The organism is Streptomyces violens (assembly GCF_000717745.1).
Classification (GTDB): domain Bacteria; phylum Actinomycetota; class Actinomycetes; order Streptomycetales; family Streptomycetaceae; genus Streptomyces; species Streptomyces violens.
Genome location: NZ_JOBH01000005.1, coordinates 233,328 through 259,384, shown reverse-complemented (window position 1 = coordinate 259,384; position 26,057 = coordinate 233,328). Strand labels below are relative to the sequence as shown.

Genomic DNA, 26,057 nt, shown 5'->3' with positions numbered 1-26,057 from the left:
TAGACACGAGCAGTAAGACGACACGGAGCGCGATGAGGCGCAGTGAGGCGCGGTGAGGCGCAGTGAGGTCAGCTACCGGAGAGGCGAGGTACCCGGTGACGCTCCCGGCGAAGGGTTCGTATGTGTTCGACACCCGGCTAGGCAGGATCGGGGAGGTGATGGGGCACGAAGGGCCCTACGTACAGCTCCGTCCGCCGGGGGGCGGACGCGAGTGGGACTGCCTGCCGGCCGACACCCGGGCCGCCACCCCGCGCGAACGCCTGGCCGCCCGGACGGCGCTGGCCAACGCCCGCAGCCGGGGCGAGCGCCGCTGAACGAGGCGCGCGAGAACGGCACGTAGGAACCCGAGTGTGGTGCGCCCCGGACCCCGGCGCCCCCGCCCCTGCCCCAGCCCCCGCACCCCCGCCTCATGCCGTCAGAAGGTCGAGCTCCGTGGTCAGGTTCCGCCGGGCCAGCCGCTCCCATCTGTCGTGCCCCTCAGGCGTACGGAACAGCCGCGGCAGCGCCAGCAGTTGACGCAGTACATCGGCCCGGCCCGCCCGGAACGCCTCGTCCGGCACGAACGCGAACTCCTCGCGCACCGCGGCCGCGTACGCCGCGTACTGCTCCGGCGCCCCGGCCAGTACCGCCAGATCCGCGTCGCACAGTACCTCGCCGTTGCTGTCCCCCTCGGCCGGATCGTGCGTGACCGTGAGCCGCACGAGACGCGCCACCTCCGCCGTGCGCTCCGCGTCGATCCCCAGCTCCGGCAGCGCCCGCTCGGCGAGCGCCGCGCTGCGCTCCTCGTTCTCGGACCGGTCCGGGCGGTAGACGGCGTCGTGGAACCACGCCGCGAGCCGTACGACATCGGGCTCGGCGGCATGCCCAGCGAGCTCGTCGATCCGGTCCAGTACCGCGGCCAGATGCTCCGTCGTGTGATAGCGGCGCTGCGGCTCGGCCCAGCGCGCCAGCAGGTTGTCGGCGTACGGAGCGGGGTCGGGCGGCAGGGCGATCGCGGTGCCGGGCTCGGTCGCCGCATCGTCGTTCCGGAGCGCCGTGACGGCGTCGTGCCAGCGGCGGCGCAGGTGTTCACCCGGGTCCATGCGGTCCGTGCGGTCCGTCGGGGAGGAAGCCATACGACCATTGTGCGCATCCGGACCGGCGGCCTCACCACAGGTGATCGCGCCGATCGCCGGAGCGTGCCGGGCACGTTCGCGCCGGACGCATTCGCGTCGGATCGGTGTTGCTCCGTAGCGCCGGCCTGCCGGGTATGGCACTCTTGAGCACATGTCTAGACCAATTCTCGAGGTGATCGCGCTCGACGCGGCGGATGCCGCCGCGGCCGAGGCCGGAGGGGCGGACCGCCTCGAACTGGTCACGGACATGGCGTCCGACGGACTCACCCCGCCCCGCGAGACCTTCGCCGCCGTCCGGGCCGCCGTCACCATCCCGCTGCGCGTCATGCTGCGCGCGGCGGACGGCTTCGCCGCGGGCGACGCCCGGACGTTCGACGCACTGTGCGCCGACGCCGCCGCGCTCCGTGCCGAGGGCGCCGAGCAGTTCGTCCTCGGATTCCTCGCCGAGGACGGCGGCCCCGACCTCGCCGCCGTGGACGCGCTGACCGAGGTGATCAACGGCTGCCGCTGGACCTTCCACCGCGCCATCGACCGCGCCGCCGACCGCGACGGCCTGCGCAAACGCCTCGACGACCGGCCCGGCCTGGACACCTACCTCACCGCGGGCTCGGCCGCCGGAGTCGACGACGGGCTGCCCGTGCTGCTCGCCGAGGCGGCGCGCGCGGCGGCCGGCGAGCCCGGGTACGGCCCGCAGATCATGGCGGGCGGCGGCCTCACCCTCGCGCACGTCCCGCGGCTGCGCGCCGCGGGCGTCACTGCCTTCCACATCGGCGGCGCGGCCCGCCCGGCCGGCTGGTCGGCGCCGGTCTCCCCGGCCGCCGTCCGGACCTGGCGCGCCGCGCTGGACGGCTGAGCGAGGCGCCCCAGGAGGCCTCAGCCCGCCAGCTCCTCCGGCAGCGGCGCCGCGTGCACGACCGTCAGACCGGACACCGCACGCGTGAGGCAGACGTACAGGCGGCGCAGCCCGGTCCGGTGGTCCGGCTCGGCGTCCACGAGTGCCGCCGGCTCGTCCAGTACCACGTAGTCGTACTCCAGGCCCTTCGCCAGCGTGGCGGGCACCAGGGTGAGCCGGGCGTCCGCCGAGGTCTCCTCGCCGGGGCCGAGCGTGGCCAGACCGGCTGCCGCCAGTGCCTCGCGCAGCGCCGGGAGGCGCGGCTCCGCGGCGATCAGGCCGATGGAGCCCTCCTTGGCCAGCGCGTCGCGGCAGGCGGTGATCACTGCATCGTCGAGCGCGTCCACCGCCGTCGGGCGGATCTCGAAGTCGCCCGGGGACTCACGGATCGACGTCGCCTCGGAGAGGTCCGGCGCAATGGCCGGAAGCAGCCGTGAGGCGTACGCGATGACCTCACGCGGCACACGGAAACCCTGGGTCAGCTCCTCGACCGCGGCACCCGGCTTGCCCAGATGGGCCAGTGCCTCCTCCCAGGTGTCCGTCGACCACGGGGTCGTGCCCTGGGCGATGTCACCCAGTACGGTCGCCGAACCGGTCGAACAGCGGCGCCCCACCGCCCGGTACTGCATGGGGGAGAGGTCCTGGGCCTCGTCCAGCACCACATGGCCGAGCGAGTGCGTACGCTCCACCAGGTCGTGCGCCTCGTCGATCAGGACGGCATCGGCCGCGGACCACTTGGCGCTGCGCACGCTGCGCGGCGGCCGGGTCCACAGGATCGTCTTCTGCTCCTCGTCGGTGAGCACGCCGTCGGCGTGCTCGGCCAGGAAGTCCGCGTCGGACAGCAGCCGCAGCACCAGCTTCGCCGGGTCGACCGGCGGCCAGACCGCCTTGACCGTGGCCTTCACCGCGGCGTTACGGGCGACCGCGTCCTGCACCCGGTCGTCGGGCGCCTCACCGGCCCGCTCCATCTGGACCAGCACGGCGTGCGCGATCCGCTGCGGCAGCGCATCGCGCGCCGCGCCGTAGCGGATGCCCCGGTCCAGCAACTGCTGGACGATCTCTTCCAGTTCGTACGCGGGAACGCGCCAGCGCCGGGAGCCGCGGACCACCACGCACGCCTCGGTGGGCATCGTGACGTGCGAGCGCACGGCGCGGCGCAGCACCTCCGCCAGCCGCGCGTCGCCCTTGATCGTGGCCGCCGCGGCGTCGTCCGTACCGCGTACCTCCACATGCGCCACGAGATCGTCCACCGTGGCCTGCTTGACCTCCAGCTCGCCCAGCGCGGGCAGCACCTGCTCGATGTAGTGCAGAAAGGACTTGTTGGGGCCGATGACCAGGGTGCCGGTGCGGGCCAGCTTCTCGCGGTGCGCGTACAGGAGGTACGCGACCCGGTGCAGGCCGACGGCGGTCTTGCCCGTGCCGGGCGCCCCCTGGACGCAGACGGTGCCGCCGATCCCGGCCCGGACGATCTCGTCCTGCTCGGGCTGGATGGTGGCCACGATGTCGCGCATCGGGCCCACGCGCGGCCGCTCGATCTCCGTCTGGAGCAGCTTGCTGGCGTGCTCCGCCTCCGCCGGATCGGTGAGGTGCTCGTCCTCGTACGCGGTCAGCTCGCCGCCGGTGTACCCGAAGCGGCGGCGCAGCCGCAGATCCATCGGGTCCTTCTTGGACGCCCGGTAGAAGGGCTGGGAGACGGGCGCGCGCCAGTCGATGACCATGGGGTCGCCGTCGGCGTCGTGGACGTGCCGCCGCCCGATGTAGAAGTCCTCGCCCTCGGCGCCCTCCGCGAGGTCGACGCCCGGCGCGTGGAGGTAGTCCAGGCGGCCGAAGAAGAGCGGGGTGTGGGAGAGATCGGCGAGCGCCTTGATACGGGCCTCGACCTCGCCCTGCAGGATCTGGGCATTGACCCAGTTCGCCGCCACGTCCTTGATGTTCAGCGACTCGGCGTCCTCGCGCATGGCGCGGAGCGCGGCGCGGGAGGCGGCGAGATGTGCTCGCTCTCGCGCGAGGGGGTCGGCGTGGTCGTCCTGGTCGTGCTTTTCCTTCTGGTCAGGGACGTGCGAGGGCACGGCTTCGCCTCCGGGCGGCTGCGGTGGTCTGGATGGCCGGCCGGTTTCCGTCCGGCGGGCGGCGCTCCGCGACGAGGGTCGGCGGGAGGCGGGCAGACGCGCGATTGTAGCCAGCACGCAGTGGGGGCGCGACCGAATTAAAAAGGGTCCGGATCCCTTAGGGGTGGGCCATCGGCCGGTGCTTCCAGGGCCGTACTCCCGGCGACACGCGGATCGGTCGTTGGTCGGATGTGCGACGACCGGGTGAATTCCATCATGGAGACATGGACAGCCGAGAGATGAACAGCCGCATAAACCCGCCACCCGATCCCAAAACGACCGGCCATGCCAGACACGGCGCCAGCGCCGTCGCCCACGACACGGAGCACCGGCACCCCGTGGGCAACGCCCTGCGGGCCGTGAAGGTCTTCGCGGGCACCGCCTTCAGCGTCGCCGTACTGGGCGAGTACGCCGACGACAGTTCCCCGACCACCGCCCGTACCAAGGAATGACATCGGGACGTCCGGAAAGCGTCACGAAATGTAGTGCGTGATCGATTAACGTCGGCGTAAAGGCTGTAAACACTGTGCATGCCGCATATGGCGACGAGGAGGGGTCACCCGCGTGTCTGCCGCCGACGGGAAGCCGATCCAGCGGACAACGCCCCTCGTGGGCAGACCACGCACCACCCGGGAGCTGCCGGACGCACCGGCAGACCGCAGTACGGCCCCGCACCCCCGCCGTACTCTCCCCCGCCACACGCTCCCCGCGGCAGCACTGCTCGCCGTGTCCGTGGCCGCGCTCGGCGTCGTGCACCTCTTCGTGCCGATGCCCACCTCCGACATACTCGTCTACCGGGCGATGGGCGACTCCGTCCTGACCGGCGGCGACCTCTACGGCTTCACGGTCACCGAGTGGCACCTCCCGGCCACCTACCCGCCCTTCGCCGCCCTGCTGTTCGTCCCGCTGGCGCGGATCTCACCCGGCGTGCTGGAGCTCGCCTCCGTACTCGCCAACATCGCGCTGCTCGCCCTGCTGATCCACTTCTCCGCGCGGCTCGCCGGGCTGCGCGTCACCCACCGCGTGCCCTCGCTGCTCGTCGCCACCGCGCTCGCCATCTGGCTGGAGCCGGTGTACCAGACGATCGTCTTCGGGCAGATCAACCTGGCCCTGGCCTGCCTCGTCCTGTGGGACCTCACCCGCCCTGACGGCGCGCGCGGCAAGGGCCTGGCCATCGGCATCGCGGCCGGCATCAAGCTCACCCCCGCGCTCTTCGCCGTGTACCTGCTGCTCACCGGGCGGGTACGGGCCGCACTGGTCTCGCTCGCCGGATTCGCCGGCACGGTGCTGCTCGGCATCGTCGCGCTGCCCGGCGCCAGCGTCGAGTTCTGGACCCAGCGGCTCTACGAGACCGGACGGGTCGGCGAGGCGTGGATCGTCGACAACCAGTCGCTCCAGGGCCTCCTCGCGCGCCTGCTGCACACGACGCACCCGGGCGCCGTCTGGCTGGCCGGGGCCGTGCTGACGGCCGTGATCGGGATGGCGGCGGCCCGCCGGACGGGGCTGGTCGCCGGCCGGGAGGCGTGGGGCGTGCTGTGCACGGCGCTCACCGCGCTGCTCGTCTCGCCGATCAGCTGGTCCCACCACTGGGTGTGGTGCGTGCCGCTGCTCGCCGTACTGGCCACGCACATCCGGCGGGACGCGTGGCGGCGCACCGTATGGGCCGTGCTGGCCGTGGCGTTCACCGCCCGCACGATGTGGCTGGTGCCGCACAAGGACGACTTGGACCTGGCACTCCCGTGGTGGCAACAGCCACTGGCCGCGCCGTACCCCCTGCTCGGCGTGGCCTTCCTGCTCGCGGCGGTCTTCTGGCGCGGGGGAGTACTCACCGGGGTCGCGGCGGGGGCACTGATCCGGCCGGGGGCGGCGGGGCGGGAGTCGGTACCGGCGCCCAGGGCGCCGAGCTAGGGGTGGTCGGGGCGCAGCCGGGCGACAGCCAGGCTTACCGTTTCGCCCCGCTCTTCCCCCATGGGGGTGTCGCGAGCCCCCTTCTCAACACAGTACGGGGGACCACTGACAGCCCGGCCGAGAGCCAACGCGGCCGCGGGCCGCCGACAACGCGGCCGCCCGCGCCGCCGCCCTCACGCCCCCTCGTCCGCCAGCAGTTCGTGCGCGTCCACGATTCGGTACGCGTAGCCCTGCTCGGCCAGGAAGCGCTGGCGGTGGGCTGCGAAGTCCTGGTCGATGGTGTCGCGGGCGACGACCGAGTAGAAGCGCGCCTCGTGGCCGTCCGCCTTCGGGCGGAGTACCCGGCCGAGGCGCTGGGCCTCCTCCTGGCGCGAGCCGAACGTGCCGGACACCTGGATCGCGACCGTCGCCTCCGGCAGGTCGATCGAGAAGTTCGCGACCTTGGAGACGACCAGCACGGACAGCTCGCCCTCGCGGAACGCATTGAAGAGCTTCTCGCGCTGCGCGTTGCTGGTGTCGCCCTTGATGACGGGCGCGTCCAGGTGCTCGCCCAGCTCGTCCAGCTGGTCGATGTACTGCCCGATCACCAGCGTCTGCTCGCCCGCGTGCCGCCGCACCAGCGCCTCGGTCACCTGCTGCTTGGACCCCGTTGTCGCGCAGAAGCGGTACTTCTCGTCGCTCTCCGCCGTGGCGTACGCCAGCCGCTCCGAGTCGGTCAGATTGACGCGGACCTCGACGCAGTCGGCGGGCGCGATGTACCCCTGCGCCTCGATCTCCTTCCACGGCGCGTCGAACCGCTTCGGGCCGATGAGCGAGAAGACGTCGGACTCGCGGCCGTCCTCGCGTACGAGGGTGGCCGTCAGGCCGAGCCGGCGACGGGCCTGGAGGTCGGCGGTGAACTTGAAGACCGGCGCGGGCAGCAGATGCACCTCGTCGTAGACGACCAGGCCCCAGTCGCGGGAGTCGAAGAGCTCCAGATGCGGGTAGACGCCCTTCCGCTTGGTCGTCAGCACCTGGTACGTCGCGATGGTGACCGGCCGGATCTCCTTCTTCGTACCGCTGTACTCGCCGATCTCGTCCTCGGTCAGCGACGTGCGCTTGACCAGCTCGTGCTTCCACTGGCGCGCGGACACCGTGTTCGTCACGAGGATCAGCGTGGTCGCCTTGGCCTCCGCCATCGCACCGGCCCCGACCAGCGTCTTTCCCGCGCCGCAGGGCAGGACGACGACGCCCGAGCCGCCGTGCCAGAAGTTCTCGACGGCCTGCTGCTGGTACGGCCGCAGCGACCAGCCGTCCTCCGCCAGCTCGATCGGGTGGGCCTCGCCGTCCACATAACCGGCCAGGTCCTCGGCCGGCCAGCCCAGCTTCAGCAGCGTCTGCTTGATCTGGCCGCGCTCGGAGGGGTGCACCGCGACGGTGTCCGGGTCGATCCGGGCGCCGACCAGCGGCTGGACCTTCTTCGACCGCAGGATCTCCTCCAGCACCGGGCGGTCGGTGGTGGTGAGCACCAGGCCGTGCGCGGGGTGCTTGCTGAGCGTGAGGCGGCCGTACCGGGACATCGTCTCGGCGATGTCGACGAGCAGCGCGTGCGGGACCGGATAGCGCGAGTACGCGACCAGCGCGTCCACGACCTGCTCCGCGTCGTGCCCCGCCGCCCGCGCGTTCCACAGGCCGAGCGGTGTCACCCGGTAGGTGTGGATGTGCTCCGGGGCGCGCTCCAGCTCCGCGAAGGGGGCGATGACCTGGCGGCAGGCGTCCGCCTGCTCGTGGTCCACCTCCAGCAGCAGCGTCTTGTCGCTCTGGACGATGAGAGGTCCGTTCACGCGCCTCGCCTTTCGCTTCGCCTGCACCCGGCCGGCGTCGCCGCACGGCCCGGCCGTTCGTACGGCCAAACGTCCAGTGTGCCGCATCGGCGCGGCAGGACGGTCCGGCCTGTGGACAACCTCCGGGCGGCGGGCCTCAGGACGCCGCGTCGTCGGCGAGCTCCGAGACGCCCGTGATGCGGTGCAAGGGGTACGTGCGGACCTCGTCGGCGGTGTGGTCGTACGCCGTGACGAAGCCGCCCTCGACCCGGACCGGGGCGATGACGCGCTGGCTGGCGGCGCCGTCGGCGTTGACGTAGCCGATCCACAGCGCCGAGTTGGTCAGCGCGGCGGCCTGCACGGTGGCGAGGGTCTCGGCGGACGTCGTACGCGGCAGCCGGCCCGGCGCGGGCGCCGCGGCCTCCGGGCCCGGCTTGCGCTCGGCGGTGGCCGCGAGGTCGCCGGCGCGGATGGCCCGCACGGCGGCCTCCAGCAGCGTCGCGTCGGGGGCCGGCGGGCCGTCGGGGACCGGGGCCGGGGCGGTGCGCGGCGGGGTGCGGTGGGCGTCGGCGCGGGCGATCACCACATCGCCCTCGGCGGACTCGGCGGCCGGCGCGTAGCCCATCGCGCGCAGGCCTTCCAGCAGCGCGTCCGGGGCCGCCTGCGCGGCCAGTACGGTCGGCGCGAGGCGGCGCAGCCGCAGCCCGTCGGCGCGCCGGTCGGCCATGATCTCGTTCAGCAGCGCGTCGTCGTCGCAGCGGACGTACGCGGAGGCCGCGCCGATCCGCAGTACCCCGTGTCTGCGCGCCACGTCGTCGATCAGGTACGCGAGCGGCTGCGGTACGGGTGTGCGGGAGTGCGCGGCCAGGAAGGACTGGATGTCCGCGGCCGACCGGCCGGCGTCCAGCCCGCGGCGTACGGAGCCGGGCGTGAAGCGGTACACCGTGGCGCCGCCCTTGGACTCCACGTCGGCCAGCAGTTCGAGCGTGTCGGCGAGCGGGCGCTCCAGGGGGCCGGGGGCGACGGCGGTCAGGTCGGCCTGGAGGAGGACGTGGTCCAGCGGGGTGGGCAGCAGCGGGGCGAGGGCCGCGGCGGCGGCCCGGCGGGCCTGCGTGTCATCGCCGTCCGGTCCTGTCTCCAGGAGCGCGCGGGTGTGGCCCGCGAGGGCGCCGCGCCCGGTGAGGCCGAGCAGCTCGGCCTCGTGGAGGGACCACAGGGCGATACGGGAGCGGAGGTCCTGAGGGGCGGCGTGCGCACCGTGCGCCGCGGTCTGTGCGGCGTTCTGGTCCGGCGCGTGCCCGTTGTCCGGGGCGGCGTCGGGGGCGGCCTGGGCGGCGCCGCGGAGCGGCCGTTCCCAGCGCAGCCGGGCCAGTACGGCGTCCTGGGGCACGGCCGTGCCCGGCGGGAGGTCGCCGAGCAGCGCGAGGACCCGCCGCCGTACCTCGGGAGCGGGCGAGCGGTCCAGGTGCGGGCCGAGCGCGGCCAGGGTGCGGCCCTTGGCGTCGGCGGTGCCGACCAGGCCGGCCGTACGGGTCGCGGCCAGCCAGGCGGCGGCCAGCCGCACCCAGCGCTCCTCGGCGGGCAGCTGCCGCCAGTCCTCGGCGGCGGGCGTGGGCGCGTACTGCTCGTCGGCCTCGCCGTCCGAGGCGATCAGCCCCGCCGCGTACGCCAGCTCCAGCCAGAACGCGGCGGTGTGCACCCCGGTGTCCAGGGCCGTCGCGGTCCGCTTGAGGTCGCGGACGCTCAGGCCGCCGGCGCGCAGCACGGGCGGGCCGCCGAGGTCCCACTCCTTGAGCAGCTCGTCGATCGTGGCCAGTGCGGTGAACGCCTGTCCGGCCGCCGTACGGTCCACCATCTCCGGGTCGCGCGCGGTGGCCGGCGCGAGGGCGGGCGGCTCCGGCTCCGGCGCCCGGTGCGCGCGCCCGGCGCGCAGATGCAGGGCGGCTTCCCGGGGGAGTACGACGTTGCGCGCGCCCACCGGGAGCAGCACGCCGCGGTCCAGCAGCCAGCGCAGGTGCGGCGCGGGCTGCGCGGTCACCGCGCCGTACGGCGGGCCCCAGACGAGCCGGTCCAGTACGGCGTGGGACTCGGCCGGCGCGCCGTCGAGCAGCGCCGCCATGGCCTCCCGGTCCTCGAAGAGCGAGGTCAGCGCGGCGACGGCGGTGACCGGGTCGGGCGTGGTGGGCAGCCCGGCGGCCGTCACGATCTCCTGGAGGCGGCCGGGCGACATGCCGGCGGCGGCCTCGGCGACGGTGGGACCGAGGCCGGTGGGGGAGGGGCGGGTGGCGCTCGGGGTGAGCAGTTCGCGGGCGGTGCGGACGAGCCGGAGACGGTCGTCCGGGCCCCACACCAGGGCCTGGGCGCGGAGCGCCGTCAGCGCGTCCGGGAGGCGCTCGCGGACGGCCGCCTGCAGCGCGGAGTCCGTACCGGATGCCTCCTCGTCGCCCGTCATCAGCCCGGCGAGCGTGTCGTACGGGCAGGGGTCCGGGGCGATGGCCAGTGCCTCGGCCGTCTGCAGCGCGAAGGCGTCCAGCCGTTCCACGGCGCGGACCACGGAGGCGCGGGTGCCGGCGCGGGTGGCGAGCTGGGTGAGATCGCCGGGGACGGGGTTGAGCAGGTCGGGCCGGGACCGCAGCAGAGCGGACAGGTCGTCGTCCGGCCGGTTGCGCAACTCCTCGGCCAGCGTGCGGGGGGACGGATGGCTGCCGCTCATTCGCCCCACGTTACCGCCTGACGACGGAGGGGCCGACGGCCAAGGGCCCGGCGCCGGCGTCCGGTACCTGTGGAAAACCGGCGTCCCGCGCCTGTGGATAAGCGCGGCATCGGCGGCGCGCGGGGGTACCGTCGGAGCGGCGGAAATCGGCCTGGCACAGGGGTGTTCGGTGGGGATCGAGAGTGATCAGCTGGTCTTCGACTATCTGAGCCGGGTCGGGGACCTGGCGCAGGGGCGGGGACTGACGGCCAGGGAGCGGATGCAGTTGGTCGCGCGGCTGCGGACGGAGATAGACGCGAGACGGGCCGGGGGCGGCAGCGACGTCAAGCGCATCCTCGCGCGGCTGGGCACGCCGGAGGCTGTGGTGACCGCGGCGGTGAACGGCGAGGTGCCGGTGCCTGAAGAGCCGTCCGGCGGGGCGGCGGAGCGGAAGTCCGGCGCGCTGCCCTCGCTGCTGAAGCGGCCGGGCAAGTCGGTCGCGCTCCCGGCGCCGCGGAACGGCGCGCAGCCGATGGTGCCTCAGCAGGGGGCCGCGCCGCCGCATCTGGCGGGCCTGGACGAGCTGGGTGACCGGGACGCGACGGACGAGGAGGAGCCGGACTGGTGGCGGGTGTCGGCGGAGCCGTACGCCGCAGGGGAGACCGTGCCGGGCTTCGTCGGCGGGATCGAGATCGCGGAAATACGGCGGCCGCCGGAGACCGACGAGGAGGAGGACGGGGAGGACGCGGCAGGTACGGAGGACGCGGGGCCGCGCGGACTGCCCGGGGTGCTGAAGAAGGCCACGGGGAAGGCCCTGCCGTGGCGCCGGGACGCGGCGGCCGCTGCGGAGCCTGTCGAGAAGGCCGAGGAGGCCGGTGAGGCCGTCGTGGTACCGCGGCCGAAGCCCAGCCCGGTACTGCTGCTGGCGGTCGTGCTGCTGGTCGCCGGTGCGGTGATCGGGAGCTGGCTGGCGCTGGCCGTGGGCTGGCTCGTCGCGTACTCCTCGCGCAAGCTCTCGCGCGCCGAGGCGAAGTTCGCGGCCCTGGGCGTGCCCGGGCTGGTGTGCGGCTCGGTGCTGGTCTGGCTGTGGGGCCGGTTCGCGAACAAGTGGGGTGATGACCTCGCCCAGGGACAGCTGGGTGCCGAGCTGACCGAAGCGCTGCCGGTGGTCGTGCGCGTCGCGGCCGTCGCCTCCGCCGTTTTCCTGGTGTGGCGGATGCGGCGACGGCCGCGCTGAGAGCAGCCCCCGCGCGGCGACGGCCGCGATGAGCGGTCTCCGGAAGCCCGGACGGAGGTTCTTACTTCGTCAGGTCCTTCTTCAGCTCGTCGAGGATCTTGTCGGCGGCGGTGTAGCCGATGCCCTGGAGCCAGAGCTCGTCGTTGACGCGGAAGGTGTTGCCGCTCTTCACGGCCTTCATGTTCTTCCACAGCGCGCCGCCGGTGACCTGGGTCTCCTTGGACTTCTCGGGGCTGCCGTAGGCCGTGTAGAAGATCGCGTCCGCGTCGGCCCGGGTGATCTGCTCGGGCCCGATCTCGGCCATCAGGCCGTCCTTGGCGTTCTTCACCACGTCGGTGGGCGCGGTGCCGATGTCGTCCAGGACGGCGCCGATGTAGCTCTGGCAGCCGTACACGCGGGTGTCGGCGCCCTCGACGAAGCGGACGACGTTGGTGGTCTTCTTCGCCGCCGCCTCGGGGCCGCCGAGCGCGTCGGTGACCTCCGCCGCGTGCTTCTCGTAGGCGGCTGCGACCTTCTTGCCCTCGGAGATCCTGCCGAGCGCGTCGGCGTGGGTGGCGAAGTTCTGCTTCCACGGGTAGCCGGTGGTCTCGGTCATCACCGTGGGGGCGATCTTCTTGAGCTGGTCGTAGCGCTGGGCGTCACGGATCTTGCTGGTGAGGATGAGGTCCGGCTTCAGCGCCGCGACCGCCTCCATGTCGGGCGACCCGATCGTGCCCACGTCCTTGATGCCGGCGACCTTGTCCTTGGGCAGGTACGAGAGGAAGCCGGACTCCACGTCGGCGTGGGTGGCGCCGACCGGCTTCACGCCCAGGGTGAGCGCGGAGTCCAGCTCGGCGGTGTCCAGGACGACGACGCGCTTCGGGGCGGCGGGGACCTTCACGTCGCCCATGGCGGTCGGCACGGTGTGCGCGCCGTCGGCCGGCTTCGCCCAGGTGGTCTTGGGCTGGGTGGGGCAGTCGGTGGCCTTGAAGGAGCCGCCGGCGCTGTCCTTGGAGCCGTCGGTGGCGCCGGTGGCGCCGCACGCGGTCAGCGTGACGGCGGCCGCGGCCAGCACGGTGGCGGTACGGAGGGTGCGGGAGAAGGTGACCATGGAAGGGCCTTTCGGAGGGAGCGGAGGGAAGGCCCCGGAGCGGAGGGGGAGACCGCCCGGGGCGGGGACGGTCAGCCGCCGGCCGGGGACTGCCAGGGCCGGCCGGGTACGACCAGCGGGGAGCCGGTCACGGGGTCGGGGACGACGACCGAGTCGAGGCCGAAGACGTCGCGTACCAGGTCGGCGGTGACGGTCTCGGCGGGCGGGCCCTGGGCGATGATCCGCCCGGCCTTCATCGCCACCAGGTGGTCGGCGTAGCGCGCGGCCTGGTTCAGGTCGTGCAGGACGGCGACGACCGTGCGGCCGCGCTCGTGGTTCAGCTGGCGTACGAGGTCCAGCACCTCGACCTGGTGGGAGATGTCCAGGTACGTGGTGGGCTCGTCGAGCAGGAGGAGGTCGGTCTCCTGCGCGAGCGCCATCGCGATCCAGACGCGCTGCCGCTGGCCGCCGGAGAGCTCGTCGACGGCCCGGTCGGCGAGGTCGGCGATGTCGGTACGGGCCATCGCCTCGGTGACCGCCCGCTCGTCCGCCTCCGACCACTGCTGCCACCAGTGCTGATGCGGCTGGCGGCCGCGCGCGACGAGGTCGGCGACGGTGATCGCCTCGGGCGCGACCGGCGTCTGCGGCAGCAGCCCGACCGACTGGGCGATCTTCTTGGTGGGGATACGGGCGAGGTCCGTACCGTCCAGCAGTACCGCACCCGAGCGCGGCTTCAGCAGCCGTCCCAGGGCCCGCAGCAGCGTGGACTTGCCGCACGCGTTCGGCCCGACGATGACGGTGACGGCGCCGTGCGGCACCTCCAGGTCCAGCCCGTCGACGACGGTCCGGTCCTCGTAGGCGAGGGTCAGGCCACGGGCGGTGAGCCTGCTCGCGGTGCGGTCGCCGGTGGTGGTCACGCTGTTCCTCCCGCGGCACGGCGGCGGACGCTGTGCCCTCTCACGAGCAGATAGATCAGGTACGGGGCGCCGATGGCCGCCGTCAGCACGCCGACCGGCAGCTCGGTCGGCGCGAAGAGCATGCGGGCCGGCAGGTCGCCGAGGACCACGACGCACGCGCCCAGCAGCGCCGAGCAGAGCAGCGGTATCTGTGCCGTACGGGTCAGCCGGCGGGCGATCTGCGGCGCCAGCAGCGCCACGAAGTCGACCGGCCCGGCCGCGCCGGTGGCCAGCGCCGCCAGCAGGACGCCGAGGGTCGCGAGGCCCAGCCGGGTGCGCCCCAGCCGTACGCCGAGCGCCGTCGCGGTGTCGTCGTCCATCGAGACGGTGCGCTGCGCGCGGGCCGCCCACAGCACGAAGGGGATCAGCACGAGCAGCGCCCAGCCGAGCGGGACGGCCTCGTCCCAGCCCCGGCCGTTGAGCGACCCGACCATCCAGACCTGGGCCTTCTGGGCCACCAGGTAGTCGCCCTTGGTCAGGAACAGCTGGGTGACCGAGCGCAGGGCGACGGCGAAGCCGATGCCGATGAGGACGAAGCGGACGGCGTGCAGACCGCCGCGCCAGGCGAAGACGTACACCAGCGCCGCGGCGAGCAGGCCGCCCGCGACGGACAGGTACGGCAGTACGGCGTAGGAGCCGACGCCGAAGGTCATCGCGCCGACGGTCAGCGCGCTCGCGCCCTGGGTGATGCCGATGATGTCGGGGCTGGCGAGCGGGTTGCGAGCGACGGTCTGGATGAGCGCGCCGGCCACGCCGAAGGCGGCGCCGGCCAGCAGCCCGACGCACAGCCGCGGCAGCCGCAGCGTGCCGACCACCAGCTCGTGCGACGAGGGCTGCCCCAGCACGACCTTGAGCACCTCGGCGGGCGGCACGGAACGCTCGCCGAGCGAGAGGTACGCGAAGCAGGCGGCGGCCAGTACCGCGATGAGCACGGCGGCGACGGCCGTGGCCCGCCGGTGGATCAGGAACGCGGCCTTGCCGGCGCGCAGCAGCGCGTATCCGGCGGGACGTATCGGAGCAGGAGCGGCGGGGGCCGAGGTGGAGGTCATGCCGCCACCGCCTTCCGCCGGACGAGGGCGACCAGGAACGGGACGCCGATCAGGGCCGTCATCACGCCGGCGGGCACCTCCGAGGGCGGGAAGAGGAGCCGGCCCACGGTGTCGGCGACCAGCACCATCACCGGGCCGAGCAGCGCGGCCATCGGCAGCACCCAGCGGTGGTCGCTGCCGACGAGGGCGCGGGCCAGGTGCGGTACGGCGAGGCCGACGAAGGCGACGGGCCCGGCCGCCGCGACGCCCGCGCCGGTCAGTACCGCGGCGCCCAGCCCGCCCACGATCCGTACGGTGGCGACCTTCTGGCCGAGCCCCCTGGCGACGTCCTCGCCGAGCGCCAGGGCGTCCAGGCCGCGCGCGACAGCCACTACCAGCACCGCGCCCACCAGCAGGAACGGCCAGACCTGGGCGGCCACCGCGGCGTCCCGGCCGGTCAGCGAGCCGACCTGCCAGAACCGGAACTCGTCCAGCGCGGCGGACTTCGTGGTGAGCACGGCCATGGTCACCGCGACCAGCAGCGCGTTGATCGCGGCGCCGGCCAGCGCGAGCTTGACAGGGGTGGCGCCGCCGCGGCCGCGCGCGGCGATCGCGTACACGAAGACGGCCGCGAGCGCGGCACCCACGAAGGCGGTGCCGACGTAGCCGGAGAGCGAGTGGACGCCGGCGAAGGCGATGGCCATCACCACGGCGGCCGAGGCGCCCTGGCTGATGCCGAGGATGCCGGGGTCGGCGATGGGGTTGCGGGTGATGCCCTGCATCGCCGTGCCGGCCAGCGCGAGTGCGGCGCCGACCAGCAGTCCGACGAGGGTGCGGGGCAGCCGCAGGAAGAGCACGACCTGGGCGGCCTCGCTGTCCCCGCCGTACAGCAGCGCGTCGATCACCTGGCGCGGCGGGAAGGCGCGGCTGCCGACCGCGAGGGAGAGGAGCACCGCGAGCAGCAGGGCGAGTGCCGCCGCGGCAGTCCAGCAGATGCGGCGTCGCACCAGAGGGCTTCTGGGGCTGCCGGCCAGGGCGACTGACGACATCGGTTCCATTTCGCGGGAGCGCAGTGTTCAGATGGGTACGTACGCAGCCGTGCGGAGTCGTACGCCTGCAGAGGATGAAGGTAAGGCTACGCTAAGTGTACGGAATGTGGCCCTCAGGGCCAGAGGCACAATGGGTGCCATGGCCACGCATACCTTGACGGTCGGATTCGACCTCGACATGACCCTGATCGACTCCCGTCCGGGCATCAAGGACGCCTACGCCGCGCTCTCCGCGGCCACCGGTACGTACATCGACACCGACCTCGTGACCACCCGGCTCGGGCCGCCGCTGGAGCAGGAGATCCGCAACTGGTTCCCCGAGGACCAGGTCGCCGAGATCGCCGACCGCTACCGCGCGCTCTACCCCGAGCACGCCATCACCGGCACGCTCGCCATGGAAGGCGCCCGCGAGGCGATCGCCGGCGTCCAGCGCCTGGGCGGCCGTGCCATCGTCGTCACCGCCAAGTACGAGCCCAACGCCAAGCTGCACCTGAAGCACCTGGACATCAACGCGGACGCGGTCGTCGGCTCGCTGTGGGCCGAGGGCAAGGCCGAGGCGCTGCGCGAGTACGGCGCGAGCGTCTACGTCGGCGACCACACCGGCGACGTGCGCGGCGCGCGGGCGGCGGGCGCGCTCTCGGTCGCGGTGGCCACCGGCCCGTGCTCCGAGGAGGAGCTGCGCGAGGCCGGCGCGGACGTCGTCCTGCCCGGCCTGACCGCCTTCCCGGCCTGGCTGGAGGGCTACCTCGCGGACGCCTCGCGAGGCTGAGCGGACGCCTCGCGCGCCTGACGGCGCTGCGCCGCGACCGACCGCAGCACGCCGGCGGCGGCGATCAGGAAGCCCGCGCCCATGAGCATGCACATCCAGTAGAAGACCCAGGGCAGCGGGTCGGAGCCGAGGAAAAGGGGCGCCATCGTCGCGAGAGTGGCGAAGGCGCCAATAAGGAACACGATCGCGCCGATCCGGACGAGCAGGTCCCCGGCGCGCGGACCTTCGGGAGTCGCCGGGGTCGCACCCCGCACGGAAGGATTGTCAGACACACGACCAGGGTAAGTCCCCGGCCGGAAGCGCTGAGGAACCACCCGGCGACGTCTTGTCACCAGGCCCCGGACCATTAGCCTTGGGTAGCGGCGGGTCGCAGACCCGCTGCACTGCTATCCAGAGCTGTTGTGTGCGCAGCTACCCCAAGTTTTCCCGACGAGTACGAGGACGAGGACAGACGTGCCTACCGGCAAGGTCAAGTGGTTCAACAGCGAGAAGGGCTTCGGCTTTCTCTCCCGCGACGACGGCGGTGACGTCTTCGTGCACTCTTCGGTGCTGCCCGCCGGCGTGGACGCACTCAAGCCGGGCCAGCGCGTCGAATTCGGCGTGGTGGCGGGCCAGCGTGGTGACCAGGCGCTTTCGGTGACCCTCCTCGACCCCGCGCCGTCGGTCGCGGCCGCCCAGCGGCGCAAGCCCGACGAGCTCGCGTCGATCGTGCAGGACCTCACCACGCTCCTGGAAGGCGTCGCGCAGCAGTTGGAGCGCGGGCGCTACCCGGACAAGGCACACGGCGGCAAGATCGCGGGCATGCTGCGCGCGGTCGCCGACCAGCTGGACGTCTGAGCAGGGCTGAACGTCCGAGCAGGGCGCAACGGAAATGCCCCCGCGGTCTCCCGCGGGGGCATCCGTCATACGAACTTCAGCGCGTCCGGCGCGAGGGGCGGTACGAGCCCTTCGGCCGCGGCACGGGTGAGCAGTCCGCGCACCGCCGCGTAGCCGTCCTCGCCCAGGTCCGCGCTGAACTCGTTCACGTACAGCCCGATGTGCTGGTCCGCGACGGCCGGGTCCATCTCCTGCGCGTGCTCCAGCACATAAGCGCGCGAAGCCTCCGGGTCGTCCCACGCCATGCGTACGGACGTGGTGATCGTGCGGGCCAGCTCGCGCAGCCGCTCCTCGCCCAGCGACCGCTTGGCGATGATCGCGCCGAGCGGGATCGGCAGCCCGGTCGTGGTCTCCCAGTGCTCGCCCATGTCGGCCAGGCAGGTCAGACCGAAGTTCTGGTACGTGAAGCGGGCCTCGTGGATGACCAGTCCGGCGTCGACGAGCCCGTCCCGCACGGCGGGCATGATCTCGTCGAACGGCAGGACCTTGACCTCGCCCACGCCGCCGGGCACCTGGTCCGCGGCCCACAGCCGGAACAGCAGGTAGGCCGTGGAGCGCTCGCTGGGCACCGCGACGGTACGGCCCGCCAGGTCGGCCGGGATGGCCGCGTCCTTGGTCAGCACGAGCGGGCCGCAGCCGCGGCCCAGCGCGCCGCCGCAGGGCAGCAGCGCGTACTCGTCCAGGACCCAGGGCAGCTCGGCGTAGGACACCTTCAGCACGTCCAGCTCGCCGCGCTCGGCCATGCCGTTGGTGAGGTCGATGTCCGCGAAGGTGACCTCGGGCGCCGGGGCGCCGGGGACCTTCCCGTGCGTCCACGCGTGGAAGACGAACGTGTCGTTCGGGCAGGGCGAAAACGCGATCCTGAGCGCCTGGCTCATGGCGTGCTCCTTGCGGACAGGGCTCGCGGCAGATCGGCGAAGGCGGCGGTGAGGGCGGCGAGCGCCTCCCCGATCCGCCAGGCGGCGCGGTCCCGCGGGCCGACGGGGTTGGAGATCGTACGGAGTTCCAGCACCGGCACGCCGTGCGCGGCGGCGGCCTCGGCGACGCCGAAGCCCTCCATCGCCTCGGCGAGCGCGCGTGGGTGGCGGGCCAGCAGCTCCTTCGCGCGGGCCGCGCTGCCGGTGACGGTGGAGCCGGTGAGGACGGTGCCGGGCAGCGCGCCGGTGGCCGCGGCGACGGCGGCCACGAGGTCCTCGGACGGGCGGTGCGTATCCGTACCGAAGCCGAGCGCGGTGACCGGCAGGAAGCCGTCGGGGGACTCGGCGCCGAGGTCGGCGGCGGCGATTTCGTCCGCGACGACCAGCGAGCCGACGGGCGCGCCGGGCGCGAAGCCGCCGCCGATGCCGGCCGAGACGACCAGGTCGTAGCGGCGGCCGCCGAGCGCGGCGGCGGTCAGCGCGGTGGCGGTGCCGGCCGCCGCGGCGGCCGGGCCCACGCCGGCGGCGAGGGCGTCGAGGGTGTACGGGCCCTCAGGGCCTTCGTGCTGCCCTGTTCGGTGCAGCTCAAAGCCGCCCGGTACGGGGATGCGCTCGGGACGTCCCGCCGTCGCGGCGGTGACCGCGTCGCGTTCGGCGGGGACGGCGGTGACGACCAGGATGTGCATCAGTGGACCGGGCGGCTCGGGTGCGGCACTCAGGACGAGGCGCGGTTCAGCTTGATGTTCCAGATGCCGGTGTACTTGCCGCCCTTGGACGTCATGATCGAGATCGTCGTGGAGTCCGACATCTGGCGGGTCTGCTGGTTGTAGAAGACCTGGTCCCCGTCGATCGAGGTGTAGGTCTGCTTGCTGAGGCTGGTCATCGGCATGCCGTTGGACATCGCGATCCACCCCTGCTCGGCCATGTCCGGCTCGACGCCGAGGCGCACCTTGTCACCGGGGTGCACGGTGAGCGTCTGGTCCGGCTCGGAGGTCAGGCACTTCTCGAACTTCGCCTGCTCCGCCTTCTTCTTGGCAGTGAGGTCGCCGAGGGTCTTGCCGTCCTCGTAGCAGGAGGCTTCGGCGGTGACGGTGTCCTGGCCGGCGGTCACGGTGGCCCGCGGCGTGGGCTGGTCACAGGCGGAGAGGACGAGCAGTCCCAGGGACACGGCGCCCGCGGCGGCGGCGGCACGGCGGCCCTTGCCCCGGAGCGAGGAGGAGAACGCGGTCATGCGGGCAGGCTATCTGGCCGCCGGGCCCGCACGACGCCGGGGTACGGTGCGCGCTGCTCCGTGTGCCGCGGGTTACGCCACGCGGGGACGCGCGGCGCGCCGTGGATCACGCCACGCGGGCGCGTGCGGAGCCATGCTGGCGGTCCGCCGTCAGCAGTCCCCGCACGGTCACGGCGGCCGCCAGGGCCAGTACCGCCGCGGCCACCGCCAGCCCCAGCACGCCGTGCAGCGGCAGCGCGATGCCCAACCCGCCGCCCACCACCCACGAGAGCTGCAGCACCGTCTCGGACCGCGCGAACGCGGACGTACGGAAGGACTCCGGCACGTCCCGCTGGATCAGCGCGTCCAGCGACAGCTTCGCCAGCGCCTGGCACAGCCCGGCGGCCGCGGCGGTGGCGGTCACCACCACGCTCGCCAGTACGGCGTAGAAAACGGCCGCGGTGACCGTGACGCCCAGGGCCAGCGTCAGCACCACCGCGATGATCACCTCCGGGCCGCGGGCCCGCAGCCAGGCCCCGATCGCGGTGCCCAGCGCGTTCCCGGTGCCCGCCGCGACCGCCACCAGCCCCAGCGACAGCGCCGGACTCAGCCCGCCCAGCGGCTGCTCCCGCAGCAGGAACGCCAGGAAGAAGATGAGAAAGCCGGACAGCGCACGGAGTGCGGCGTTGGCCTGGAGGCCGTGCAGGACGGAGCGGCCGACCGTCCGCAGCCCGGGCCGGGGGCGGCGCGCCCGCTGCCCTGCCGCCAGCGGCGCCGGCGCCTCGCCCCGCGCCGAGTCGACCTTGTGCGGCAGCGTGAAGGACAGGAACGCGCCGACGCCGAACACCACGCACGCGCCGTACAGCGGCCAGGCCGGGCCGAGCAGATGCAGCCCGGCGCCCAGCGGGGCCGCCACGCCGGTGGCCAGCAGCCCCGCGAGGGTGACTCGCGAATTGGCCTTCACGAGCGAGAAGCGGTGCGGCAGCAGTCTGGGCACCACCGCCGAGCGCACCACGCCGTACGCCTTGGAGGACACCAGCACGCCGAGCGCGGCCGGGTACAGCTCCAGCCCTCCGGTGGCCACCGCGCCCGACATGGTCAGCGCCAGCACCGCGCGGGCCAGCATCGCCCCGGCCATCGCGGCGCGCCGGCCGTGCGGCACCCGGTCCAGCAGCGGCCCGACGACGGGCGCGAGGAGGGCGAAGGGGGCCATGGTGACCGCGAGGTACAGGGCCACCCGGCCGCGCGCCTGGTCCGTGGGGACGGAGAAGAAGACCGTCGAGGCGAGCGCGACGGTGATCAGCATGTCGCCCGCGGAGTTCACCGCGTGCAGCTCGATCAGCTTGCCGAGGCCCGACTCGCCCGCGCCGTGCGCGTGTGTCGCCCGGCGGATGCCGCGCCCGGTGGCGGTGAAAGGGCGGCGCACGGCGGCCCCGGCGGTCCGGCACGCGCGGCCTGCGCGCCCCGCGGCCCGGCCCGCGCCACGGACCGGGCCGCCTCTGCCCTTGGTCGATGCCCTGACGGCGGCCACGTCGTCATACTGCCCCAAACGCTGCCCCAACTCGCCCAACTGATGGCAGTTTCCATGAGTTTCGATGGGTTTTCATGGGGTCCTGCCCGGGTTCTGCGGGCGTGGCGGAGGGGCCCGTGGCGGCTGCCGGTGACATTTGCCGCTCCCGCCGGGGGGTCGTACACGATTGAAGGGGTAGCGTGTGTAGCGCGCCACCGGCGGTCGCTCTTGGCCGCGCGCCTTGCCGCGATCCCGCAGAATGGTTCGTAGAGGCGCGCTGCTTCTGGAGGGCTGATCGGGCGCGGACGTCGACGCGGTCCCCAGGTCCGCTCCGCCCGCCCCGGCCCGTCGGTCGTCCGGACAGGATCAGGACGGCTCCGGCCGGCGCGCTCGTGAGACGGCGTGGAAGAGAGAATCGATTCTTGTGAGTGCTGCGATGCGAAGCCGTACGCCCGACCGCCTCTGCGCCGAGGCCGTCGAACTCGCCCGTGCGGCGGCCGAGGAGGCCGCCCTCCCGGGCATGGTCGGTGAGCACGTCGACGCCGTGGCCGACGGGGACCGCGTCGTTACCCATTTGTTCGAATGCAGGGAGCCTGGGTACCGAGGCTGGCGCTGGGCCGTGACGGTCGCCCGCGCCTCCCGCGCCAAGGTCGTCACGCTCGACGAGTCGGTACTGCTGCCCGGGCCCGACGCGCTGCTGGCCCCGGAGTGGGTGCCGTGGAGCGAGCGGCTGCGCCCCGGCGACATGGGCCCGGGCGACCTGCTGCCCACGGAGGCGGACGACCTGCGGCTGGAGCCCGGGTTCGCCGCCGACGAGATCTTCGGCGACAACGGCGGCGTGGGCGTGTCGCCGGTCGCCCCCGGCTCGCCGGACGCCGCCGCGGTCGGCCCCACTGCAGCGGACCTCGCGGACGCGGCACGGGCCGCGCAGCCGGGCGCCGCCGCGGACAGCACGCAGGCCGACGAGGCCGCCGAGGCGGCCAGGGGCCCGCTCGCCGAGCTGGCCGAGGCCGAGGACGCGGACGTGCTCGCCGGCACCCCCGCGCACCAGGCGACGGCCCCGGCCCGCGGCAGCATCGCCGCGGTCGCCGAGGAGCTGGGCATGGGCCGCGCCCGGGTGCTCTCCCGGTACGGCCTGCACACCGCGGCCGACCGCTGGGAAGAGGCGTACGGCGCCAAGACCCCGATGGCGCAGGCCGCCCCCGCCGCCTGCATGAGCTGCGGCTTCCTCGTCCCGCTCGCCGGCTCGCTGCGGCAGGCGTTCGGCGTCTGCGCGAACGAGTTCTCCCCGGCGGACGGCCGGGTCGTGTCGCTGGCGTACGGCTGCGGCGGGCACTCCGAGGCCGCCGTGATGCCGAAGCCGCCGCGCCCGGCGGCGCCGGTCATCGACGAGACGGTCGTCGAGCCGATGCCGCTGCGCCCGGACCGCACGAGCGGCTCGGTCTCCGAGGGCGAGCCGGCCGAGGAGCTCGGCCACAGCTGAGACGGGGAGCTCGGCCGCAGCCGAGCCCCCGGCGCCACCGCTGACACCGGCCCGGCCTCATTTACGGCCAGGCCGGATCGGCGTGTCGTACCCCGGCCGGATCCGGGGCACCCGAGGCGGAAGAATGACACGTGAAGCCGCCGCTGGGCGGGAAGCTGTGTGCGAGGGAGCAGTCGTGAGCCGTAGGGCGACCGTCCAGAATCCCGACGATGGTGCGGACCCCTTCGGAGCCGCCCGGTTGCGGCGGGGCGTGCTGGACGCCTGGGCCGGCTCCCCGGCCAGATTCCGGGAGGACGCCAACGCCGAGGAGGACCTCGCGCTCGGCGGCTACCGCGACCGGCTCGTGGTCGAGCTGGCGCAGAACGCGGCGGACGCGGCGGCGCGCGCAGGCGTGCCCGGGCGGCTGCGGCTGACGCTCCACCCCGGCGAGGGCGGCGAGCACGCGGTACTGGTGGCGTCCAACACCGGTGCCCCGCTGGACGCCACGGGCGTCGAATCGCTCTCCACCCTGCGCGCCTCCGCCAAGCGGGACAGCGACGCGTCGGCCGGCGCGGTCGGCCGCTTCGGCGTCGGCTTCGCCGCCGTACTCGCGGTGAGCGACGAGCCGGCGGTGATCGGGCGGACCGGCGGGGTGCGCTGGTCGCTGCCCGAGGCGCGCGCCATGGCCATGGACGTCGCGGCCCACAGCCCGGGCCTGGGCAGCGAACTGCGGCGCCGCGAGGGCCACGTACCGCTGCTGCGGCTGCCGCTGCCCGCCGAGGGCACGGCACCGGAGGGGTACGACACCGCGGTGGTGCTGCCGCTGCGGGACGGCGCCGCCGAGGACCTGACGAGCCGTCTGCTGGCCGCCGTCGACGACGCGCTGCTGCTGACCCTGCCCGGCCTGGCCGAGGTCGTGATCGAGACCCCGGAGGGCGTACGGGAGCTGCGGCGCGGCGCCGACGGCCCGTACGTCGTCGTCGAGGACAGCGCCCGCGGCACGGCGCGGTGGCGGGTGGCCACCGACGGCGGTCCCCTGGACCCCGCGCTGCTGGCCGACCGCCCCGTCGAGGAGCGGCTGCGGCCCGCCTGGTCGGTGACCTGGGCGGTGCCGGTGGACGCGGAGGGCGAGCCGGTACCCCCGGCCACCGCGCCCGTCGTGCACGCGCCGACCCCCACGGACGAGCCGCTCGGCCTGCCCGCGCTGCTCATCGCCTCGTTCCCCCTGGAGCCGACCCGCCGGCACGTCGCGCCGGGCCCGCTCGCCGACTTCCTCGCCGAGCGCGCCGCCGACACGTACGCCACGCTGCTGCGCGACTGGGAGCCGGTCTCCGTCGGGACCATCGACCTGGTGCCCGGGCCGCTGGGCAAGGGCGGCCTGGACAGCGAGCTGCGCCGCCTCGTGCTGGAGCGGCTGCCCCGGGTGCCGTTCCTGCCCAGCGCCGGGACGGGCGCCGCGCTGCGCCGGGAGGCCGACCGCGCGCTCGGCACATGGCCGGAGGCCGACGAGCCGGTGGGCACCGAGCCCGAGGGCCCCTACGTGCTGCGCCCCGTCGAGGCCGAGCTGGCCGAGGGCGCGGGCGCCGAGACCGTCGCCGTACTGGCCGAGCTCTTCCCCAGCCTGCTGCCCGCGGGCCTGGAGCGGCGGCCCGAGCTGCGCGCGCTGGGCGTGGCCCGGGTACCGCTGGGCGAGGTCATCGACCGGCTGGCCGGAGTGGAGCGCACGCCGTCCTGGTGGCGGCGGCTGTACGAGTCGCTGGCCGGGACCGACCCGGACCGGCTCAGCGGCCTGCCCGTCCCGCTCGCGGACGGCCGCACGACGATCGGCCCCCGCCAGGTCCTGCTGCCGGTCCGCGAGGCCCGGCCGGACACGGAGGCCCGGCACCGCACCCTGGCCCGGCTCGGCCTGAAGGTCGCGCACCCGGACGCGGTGCACCCGCTGCTGGAGAAGCTGGGCGCGGTGCCCGCCACACCGCGCGCGGTGTTGAAGACGCCTCAGGTACGCGCCGCGGTCGCGCATTCCCTGGAGGCGGCCGAGGACGAGTACGACGTCTTCGACGAGGAGACGGCGGACGGTCCCGGCGGCGCCCTCAGCGGTGAGGAGCTGGCCGAGGCGGTGCTCGGGCTGGTTCGCGACGCCGGACTCGCGCCGGGCGACGAGCCCTGGCTGGGCGCGCTGGCGCTGCCCGACGAGGACGGCGAGCCCGCCCCCGCCGGGGAGCTGGTCTATCCGGGCAGCGCGTTCGAGCGGGTCATCCGGTCCGGCGAACTGGCCTGCGTGGACGAGGAGCTGGCGGCCCGCTGGGGCGAGCAGCCGATGACCGCGGTGGGCGTGCTCGCGGACTTCGCGCTGGTCCGTGCCCAGGACGTGGTCCTGGACCCCGACGAGCTGGAGCCCCGCGACGGCGACTTCGCCGAGCCGGACGACGTCGGCCTGCTGGACGCGGTCGACGTCTGGTGCGAGGACGTCCTCGACGGCCTGCCCGAGACGCCCGTACCGCCGGTCGCCACCGAGATCGTCGCCGTCCGCGACCTCGATCTGGTCGACGACGACGCCTGGCCGCAGGTGCTGGCCATGCTCTCGCGGCCGCCGCTGCGCGACGCGCTGACCGCCCCGGTGCGCGTACTGCTGCCGGACGGCACGACCGAGTCGGTACGTCCGTACGCCGCGTGGTGGCTGCGCGGCCACCCCGTCCTCGACGGCCGGCGGCCCGCCGGGCTCCGGTCGGCGGGCGGCGACCCGCTGCTCGCGGGCCTGTACGAGGCGGCGGACGCCGGTGACGTGGACGCCCAAGTGCTGCGCGCGCTGGGCGTACGGACCTCGGTCGCGGCCCTCCTGGACGAGCCGGGCGGCGCCGCCGAGCTGCTCGCCCGGCTGGCCGACGAGGACGCCGAGGTGACGGCCGCTCAGCTGCACGCGCTGTACGGCGAGCTGGCCGGGCTGGACCCCGAACAGGTCACGCTGCCGGACGAGCTGCGGGCCGTGGCGGGCGACGCGGTGCGGGTGGTGGACGCGGCCGACGCGGTCATCGCGGACGCCCCCGACCTGCTGCCGCTCGCCGGGGAACTGCCGCTGCTGCCGGTCAGCCCCGTACGCGCCGCGTCCCTGGCCGAGCTGCTCCAGGTACGGCGGCTGAGCGAAGAGTTCCCCGCGGAAGTACGCAGCGAGGGCACGGTACGGGAGGTGCCGGACGCGGTACGCGCGCTGCTCGGCCCGGACACGCCCGGTACGTACGTCGAGCACGACGAACTGCTGGTGACCACGGACACCGGGGACACCGAGCTGGACTGGCGGCGTGCCGCCGACGGCACGGTGCACGCGGCCACGTTCGAGGGCGTGGCGGCCGGGCTGGCCTGGGCCACCGGCCAGTGGCCGCGCCGCTTCGAGGTGGCGGCCCTGCTGGAGGACCCGACGCGCACGGACGAGCTGGCCCGGGCCCGCTGGTTCGACTGACCG

22 protein-coding genes are annotated in these 26,057 nt (G+C 74.2%); 9 read left to right on the top strand and 13 right to left on the bottom strand.

Annotated elements, in window-relative coordinates; genetic code table 11:
• The first annotated feature begins 158 nt into the window (after window positions 1-158).
• Entirely contained in the window at window positions 159-314 is a 156-nt protein-coding gene (locus IF04_RS39045; protein WP_169746126.1) for a hypothetical protein, read from the top strand.
• A 93-nt stretch (window positions 315-407) separates the two neighbouring features.
• Here the strand turns inward: IF04_RS39045 and IF04_RS0111855 are convergent, their stop codons facing one another.
• Window positions 408-1,115, bottom strand: a complete 708-nt coding sequence (locus tag IF04_RS0111855; RefSeq protein ID WP_245654373.1) for an HD domain-containing protein — start codon at window positions 1,113-1,115, stop codon at window positions 408-410.
• 151 nt (window positions 1,116-1,266) lie between these two features.
• Here IF04_RS0111855 and IF04_RS0111850 point away from each other — a divergent pair, with 151 nt between their 5' ends.
• The gene (locus IF04_RS0111850) at window positions 1,267-1,968 is read left to right on the top strand and encodes a copper homeostasis protein CutC (protein WP_030254537.1); all 702 of its coding nucleotides are present in this window, start codon (window positions 1,267-1,269) and stop codon (window positions 1,966-1,968) included.
• Between the two features lie 20 nt (window positions 1,969-1,988).
• On the opposite strand, the gene IF04_RS0111845 is transcribed toward IF04_RS0111850, so the two are convergent.
• A complete protein-coding gene (locus tag IF04_RS0111845; RefSeq protein ID WP_030254533.1) occupies window positions 1,989-4,076 on the bottom strand; it encodes a HelD family protein in 2,088 nt (695 codons plus the stop codon).
• A 263-nt stretch (window positions 4,077-4,339) separates the two neighbouring features.
• Here IF04_RS0111845 and IF04_RS0111840 point away from each other — a divergent pair, with 263 nt between their 5' ends.
• Window positions 4,340-4,567: a hypothetical protein gene (locus IF04_RS0111840; protein WP_245654372.1), complete on the top strand. Its 228-nt coding sequence runs from the start codon at window positions 4,340-4,342 to the stop codon at window positions 4,565-4,567.
• Window positions 4,568-4,832: 265 nt separating this feature from the next.
• Window positions 4,833-6,023 (top strand): glycosyltransferase 87 family protein, encoded by a 1,191-nt coding sequence (locus IF04_RS0111835; RefSeq protein ID WP_281179658.1) that lies wholly within the window; start codon window positions 4,833-4,835, stop codon window positions 6,021-6,023.
• A gap of 173 nt (window positions 6,024-6,196) precedes the next feature.
• On the opposite strand, the gene IF04_RS0111830 is transcribed toward IF04_RS0111835, so the two are convergent.
• Both IF04_RS0111830 and IF04_RS0111825 read right to left on the bottom strand, forming a co-directional pair.
• Window positions 6,197-7,846 carry a DNA repair helicase XPB gene (locus tag IF04_RS0111830; RefSeq protein WP_030254524.1) on the bottom strand — a complete coding sequence of 550 codons (1,650 nt, stop codon included), beginning with the start codon at window positions 7,844-7,846 and terminating at the stop codon, window positions 6,197-6,199.
• A 136-nt stretch (window positions 7,847-7,982) separates the two neighbouring features.
• The gene (locus tag IF04_RS0111825; RefSeq protein ID WP_030254521.1) at window positions 7,983-10,538 is read right to left on the bottom strand and encodes a helicase C-terminal domain-containing protein; all 2,556 of its coding nucleotides are present in this window, start codon (window positions 10,536-10,538) and stop codon (window positions 7,983-7,985) included.
• A 169-nt stretch (window positions 10,539-10,707) separates the two neighbouring features.
• On the opposite strand from IF04_RS0111825, the gene IF04_RS0111820 reads away from it, so the two are divergent.
• The gene (locus IF04_RS0111820) at window positions 10,708-11,754 is read left to right on the top strand and encodes a hypothetical protein (RefSeq protein ID WP_030254519.1); all 1,047 of its coding nucleotides are present in this window, start codon (window positions 10,708-10,710) and stop codon (window positions 11,752-11,754) included.
• 61 nt (window positions 11,755-11,815) lie between these two features.
• Here IF04_RS0111820 and IF04_RS0111815 read toward each other — a convergent pair whose 3' ends face one another.
• The 4 genes from IF04_RS0111815 to IF04_RS0111800 all read right to left on the bottom strand — a co-directional run bounded on the left by IF04_RS0111815 (window position 11,816) and on the right by IF04_RS0111800 (window position 15,856).
• Window positions 11,816-12,844 (bottom strand): ABC transporter substrate-binding protein, encoded by a 1,029-nt coding sequence (locus IF04_RS0111815; RefSeq protein WP_030254517.1) that lies wholly within the window; start codon window positions 12,842-12,844, stop codon window positions 11,816-11,818.
• Window positions 12,845-12,915: 71 nt separating this feature from the next.
• Window positions 12,916-13,740 carry an ABC transporter ATP-binding protein gene (locus IF04_RS0111810; RefSeq protein WP_030254515.1) on the bottom strand — a complete coding sequence of 275 codons (825 nt, stop codon included), beginning with the start codon at window positions 13,738-13,740 and terminating at the stop codon, window positions 12,916-12,918.
• Window positions 13,737-14,828, bottom strand: coding sequence for a FecCD family ABC transporter permease (locus tag IF04_RS0111805; protein WP_030254513.1), 1,092 nt, complete (start codon window positions 14,826-14,828; stop codon window positions 13,737-13,739). The genes IF04_RS0111810 and IF04_RS0111805 overlap by 4 nt, the downstream gene beginning before the upstream one ends.
• The gene (locus IF04_RS0111800) at window positions 14,825-15,856 is read right to left on the bottom strand and encodes a FecCD family ABC transporter permease (protein ID WP_030254509.1); all 1,032 of its coding nucleotides are present in this window, start codon (window positions 15,854-15,856) and stop codon (window positions 14,825-14,827) included. The genes IF04_RS0111805 and IF04_RS0111800 overlap by 4 nt, the downstream gene beginning before the upstream one ends.
• A 139-nt stretch (window positions 15,857-15,995) precedes the next feature.
• Between IF04_RS0111800 and IF04_RS0111795 the strand changes: the two genes are divergently transcribed.
• Window positions 15,996-16,625 carry an HAD family hydrolase gene (locus tag IF04_RS0111795; protein WP_030254506.1) on the top strand — a complete coding sequence of 210 codons (630 nt, stop codon included), beginning with the start codon at window positions 15,996-15,998 and terminating at the stop codon, window positions 16,623-16,625.
• Here the strand turns inward: IF04_RS0111795 and IF04_RS0111790 are convergent.
• Window positions 16,598-16,897: a hypothetical protein gene (locus IF04_RS0111790; RefSeq protein WP_223733094.1), complete on the bottom strand. Its 300-nt coding sequence runs from the start codon at window positions 16,895-16,897 to the stop codon at window positions 16,598-16,600. The two genes, IF04_RS0111795 and IF04_RS0111790, sit on opposite strands and share 28 nt — an antisense overlap.
• Window positions 16,898-17,078: 181 nt before the next feature.
• On the opposite strand from IF04_RS0111790, the gene IF04_RS40110 reads away from it, so the two are divergent.
• Window positions 17,079-17,462, top strand: a complete 384-nt coding sequence (locus IF04_RS40110) for a cold-shock protein (RefSeq protein WP_030254499.1) — start codon at window positions 17,079-17,081, stop codon at window positions 17,460-17,462.
• A 65-nt stretch (window positions 17,463-17,527) separates the two neighbouring features.
• Here the strand turns inward: IF04_RS40110 and IF04_RS0111780 are convergent, their stop codons facing one another.
• The 4 genes from IF04_RS0111780 to IF04_RS0111765 form a co-directional block, all read right to left on the bottom strand.
• On the bottom strand, window positions 17,528-18,379 hold the full coding sequence (locus tag IF04_RS0111780; protein ID WP_030254496.1) for a 1,4-dihydroxy-6-naphtoate synthase: 852 nt from the start codon (window positions 18,377-18,379) through the stop codon (window positions 17,528-17,530).
• Entirely contained in the window at window positions 18,376-19,104 is a 729-nt protein-coding gene (locus tag IF04_RS0111775) for a futalosine hydrolase (protein WP_030254493.1), read from the bottom strand. Before IF04_RS0111775 ends, IF04_RS0111780 begins: the two co-directional genes overlap by 4 nt.
• 29 nt (window positions 19,105-19,133) lie before the next feature.
• Window positions 19,134-19,649, bottom strand: coding sequence for a hypothetical protein (locus IF04_RS0111770; RefSeq protein ID WP_030254491.1), 516 nt, complete (start codon window positions 19,647-19,649; stop codon window positions 19,134-19,136).
• A gap of 106 nt (window positions 19,650-19,755) precedes the next feature.
• Entirely contained in the window at window positions 19,756-21,177 is a 1,422-nt protein-coding gene (locus IF04_RS0111765) for an MFS transporter (protein ID WP_030254487.1), read from the bottom strand.
• 397 nt (window positions 21,178-21,574) lie between these two features.
• Here IF04_RS0111765 and IF04_RS0111760 point away from each other — a divergent pair, with 397 nt between their 5' ends.
• Complete coding sequence (locus tag IF04_RS0111760; RefSeq protein WP_030254483.1) at window positions 21,575-22,621, top strand: DUF3027 domain-containing protein; 1,047 nt, start codon at window positions 21,575-21,577, stop codon at window positions 22,619-22,621.
• Between the two features lie 175 nt (window positions 22,622-22,796).
• Entirely contained in the window at window positions 22,797-26,054 is a 3,258-nt protein-coding gene (locus IF04_RS0111755; RefSeq protein ID WP_030254480.1) for a sacsin N-terminal ATP-binding-like domain-containing protein, read from the top strand.
• Window positions 26,055-26,057 lie beyond the last annotated feature (3 nt).

Coding starts and splice junctions, on each gene's coding strand:
- IF04_RS0111825 (WP_030254521.1), bottom strand. CDS start 10,538: ATGAGCGGCAGCCATCCGTCCCCCCGCACGCTGGCCGAGGAGTTGCGC.
- IF04_RS0111795 (WP_030254506.1), top strand. CDS start 15,996: ATGGCCACGCATACCTTGACGGTCGGATTCGACCTCGACATGACCCTG.
- IF04_RS0111840 (WP_245654372.1), top strand. CDS start 4,340: ATGGACAGCCGAGAGATGAACAGCCGCATAAACCCGCCACCCGATCCC.
- IF04_RS0111800 (WP_030254509.1), bottom strand. CDS start 15,856: ATGTCGTCAGTCGCCCTGGCCGGCAGCCCCAGAAGCCCTCTGGTGCGA.
- IF04_RS39045 (WP_169746126.1), top strand. CDS start 159: ATGGGGCACGAAGGGCCCTACGTACAGCTCCGTCCGCCGGGGGGCGGA.
- IF04_RS0111855 (WP_245654373.1), bottom strand. CDS start 1,115: ATGGCTTCCTCCCCGACGGACCGCACGGACCGCATGGACCCGGGTGAA.
- IF04_RS0111770 (WP_030254491.1), bottom strand. CDS start 19,649: ATGACCGCGTTCTCCTCCTCGCTCCGGGGCAAGGGCCGCCGTGCCGCC.
- IF04_RS0111850 (WP_030254537.1), top strand. CDS start 1,267: ATGTCTAGACCAATTCTCGAGGTGATCGCGCTCGACGCGGCGGATGCC.
- IF04_RS0111780 (WP_030254496.1), bottom strand. CDS start 18,379: ATGAGCCAGGCGCTCAGGATCGCGTTTTCGCCCTGCCCGAACGACACG.
- IF04_RS0111775 (WP_030254493.1), bottom strand. CDS start 19,104: ATGCACATCCTGGTCGTCACCGCCGTCCCCGCCGAACGCGACGCGGTC.
- IF04_RS0111815 (WP_030254517.1), bottom strand. CDS start 12,844: ATGGTCACCTTCTCCCGCACCCTCCGTACCGCCACCGTGCTGGCCGCG.
- IF04_RS0111760 (WP_030254483.1), top strand. CDS start 21,575: ATGCGAAGCCGTACGCCCGACCGCCTCTGCGCCGAGGCCGTCGAACTC.
- IF04_RS0111805 (WP_030254513.1), bottom strand. CDS start 14,828: ATGACCTCCACCTCGGCCCCCGCCGCTCCTGCTCCGATACGTCCCGCC.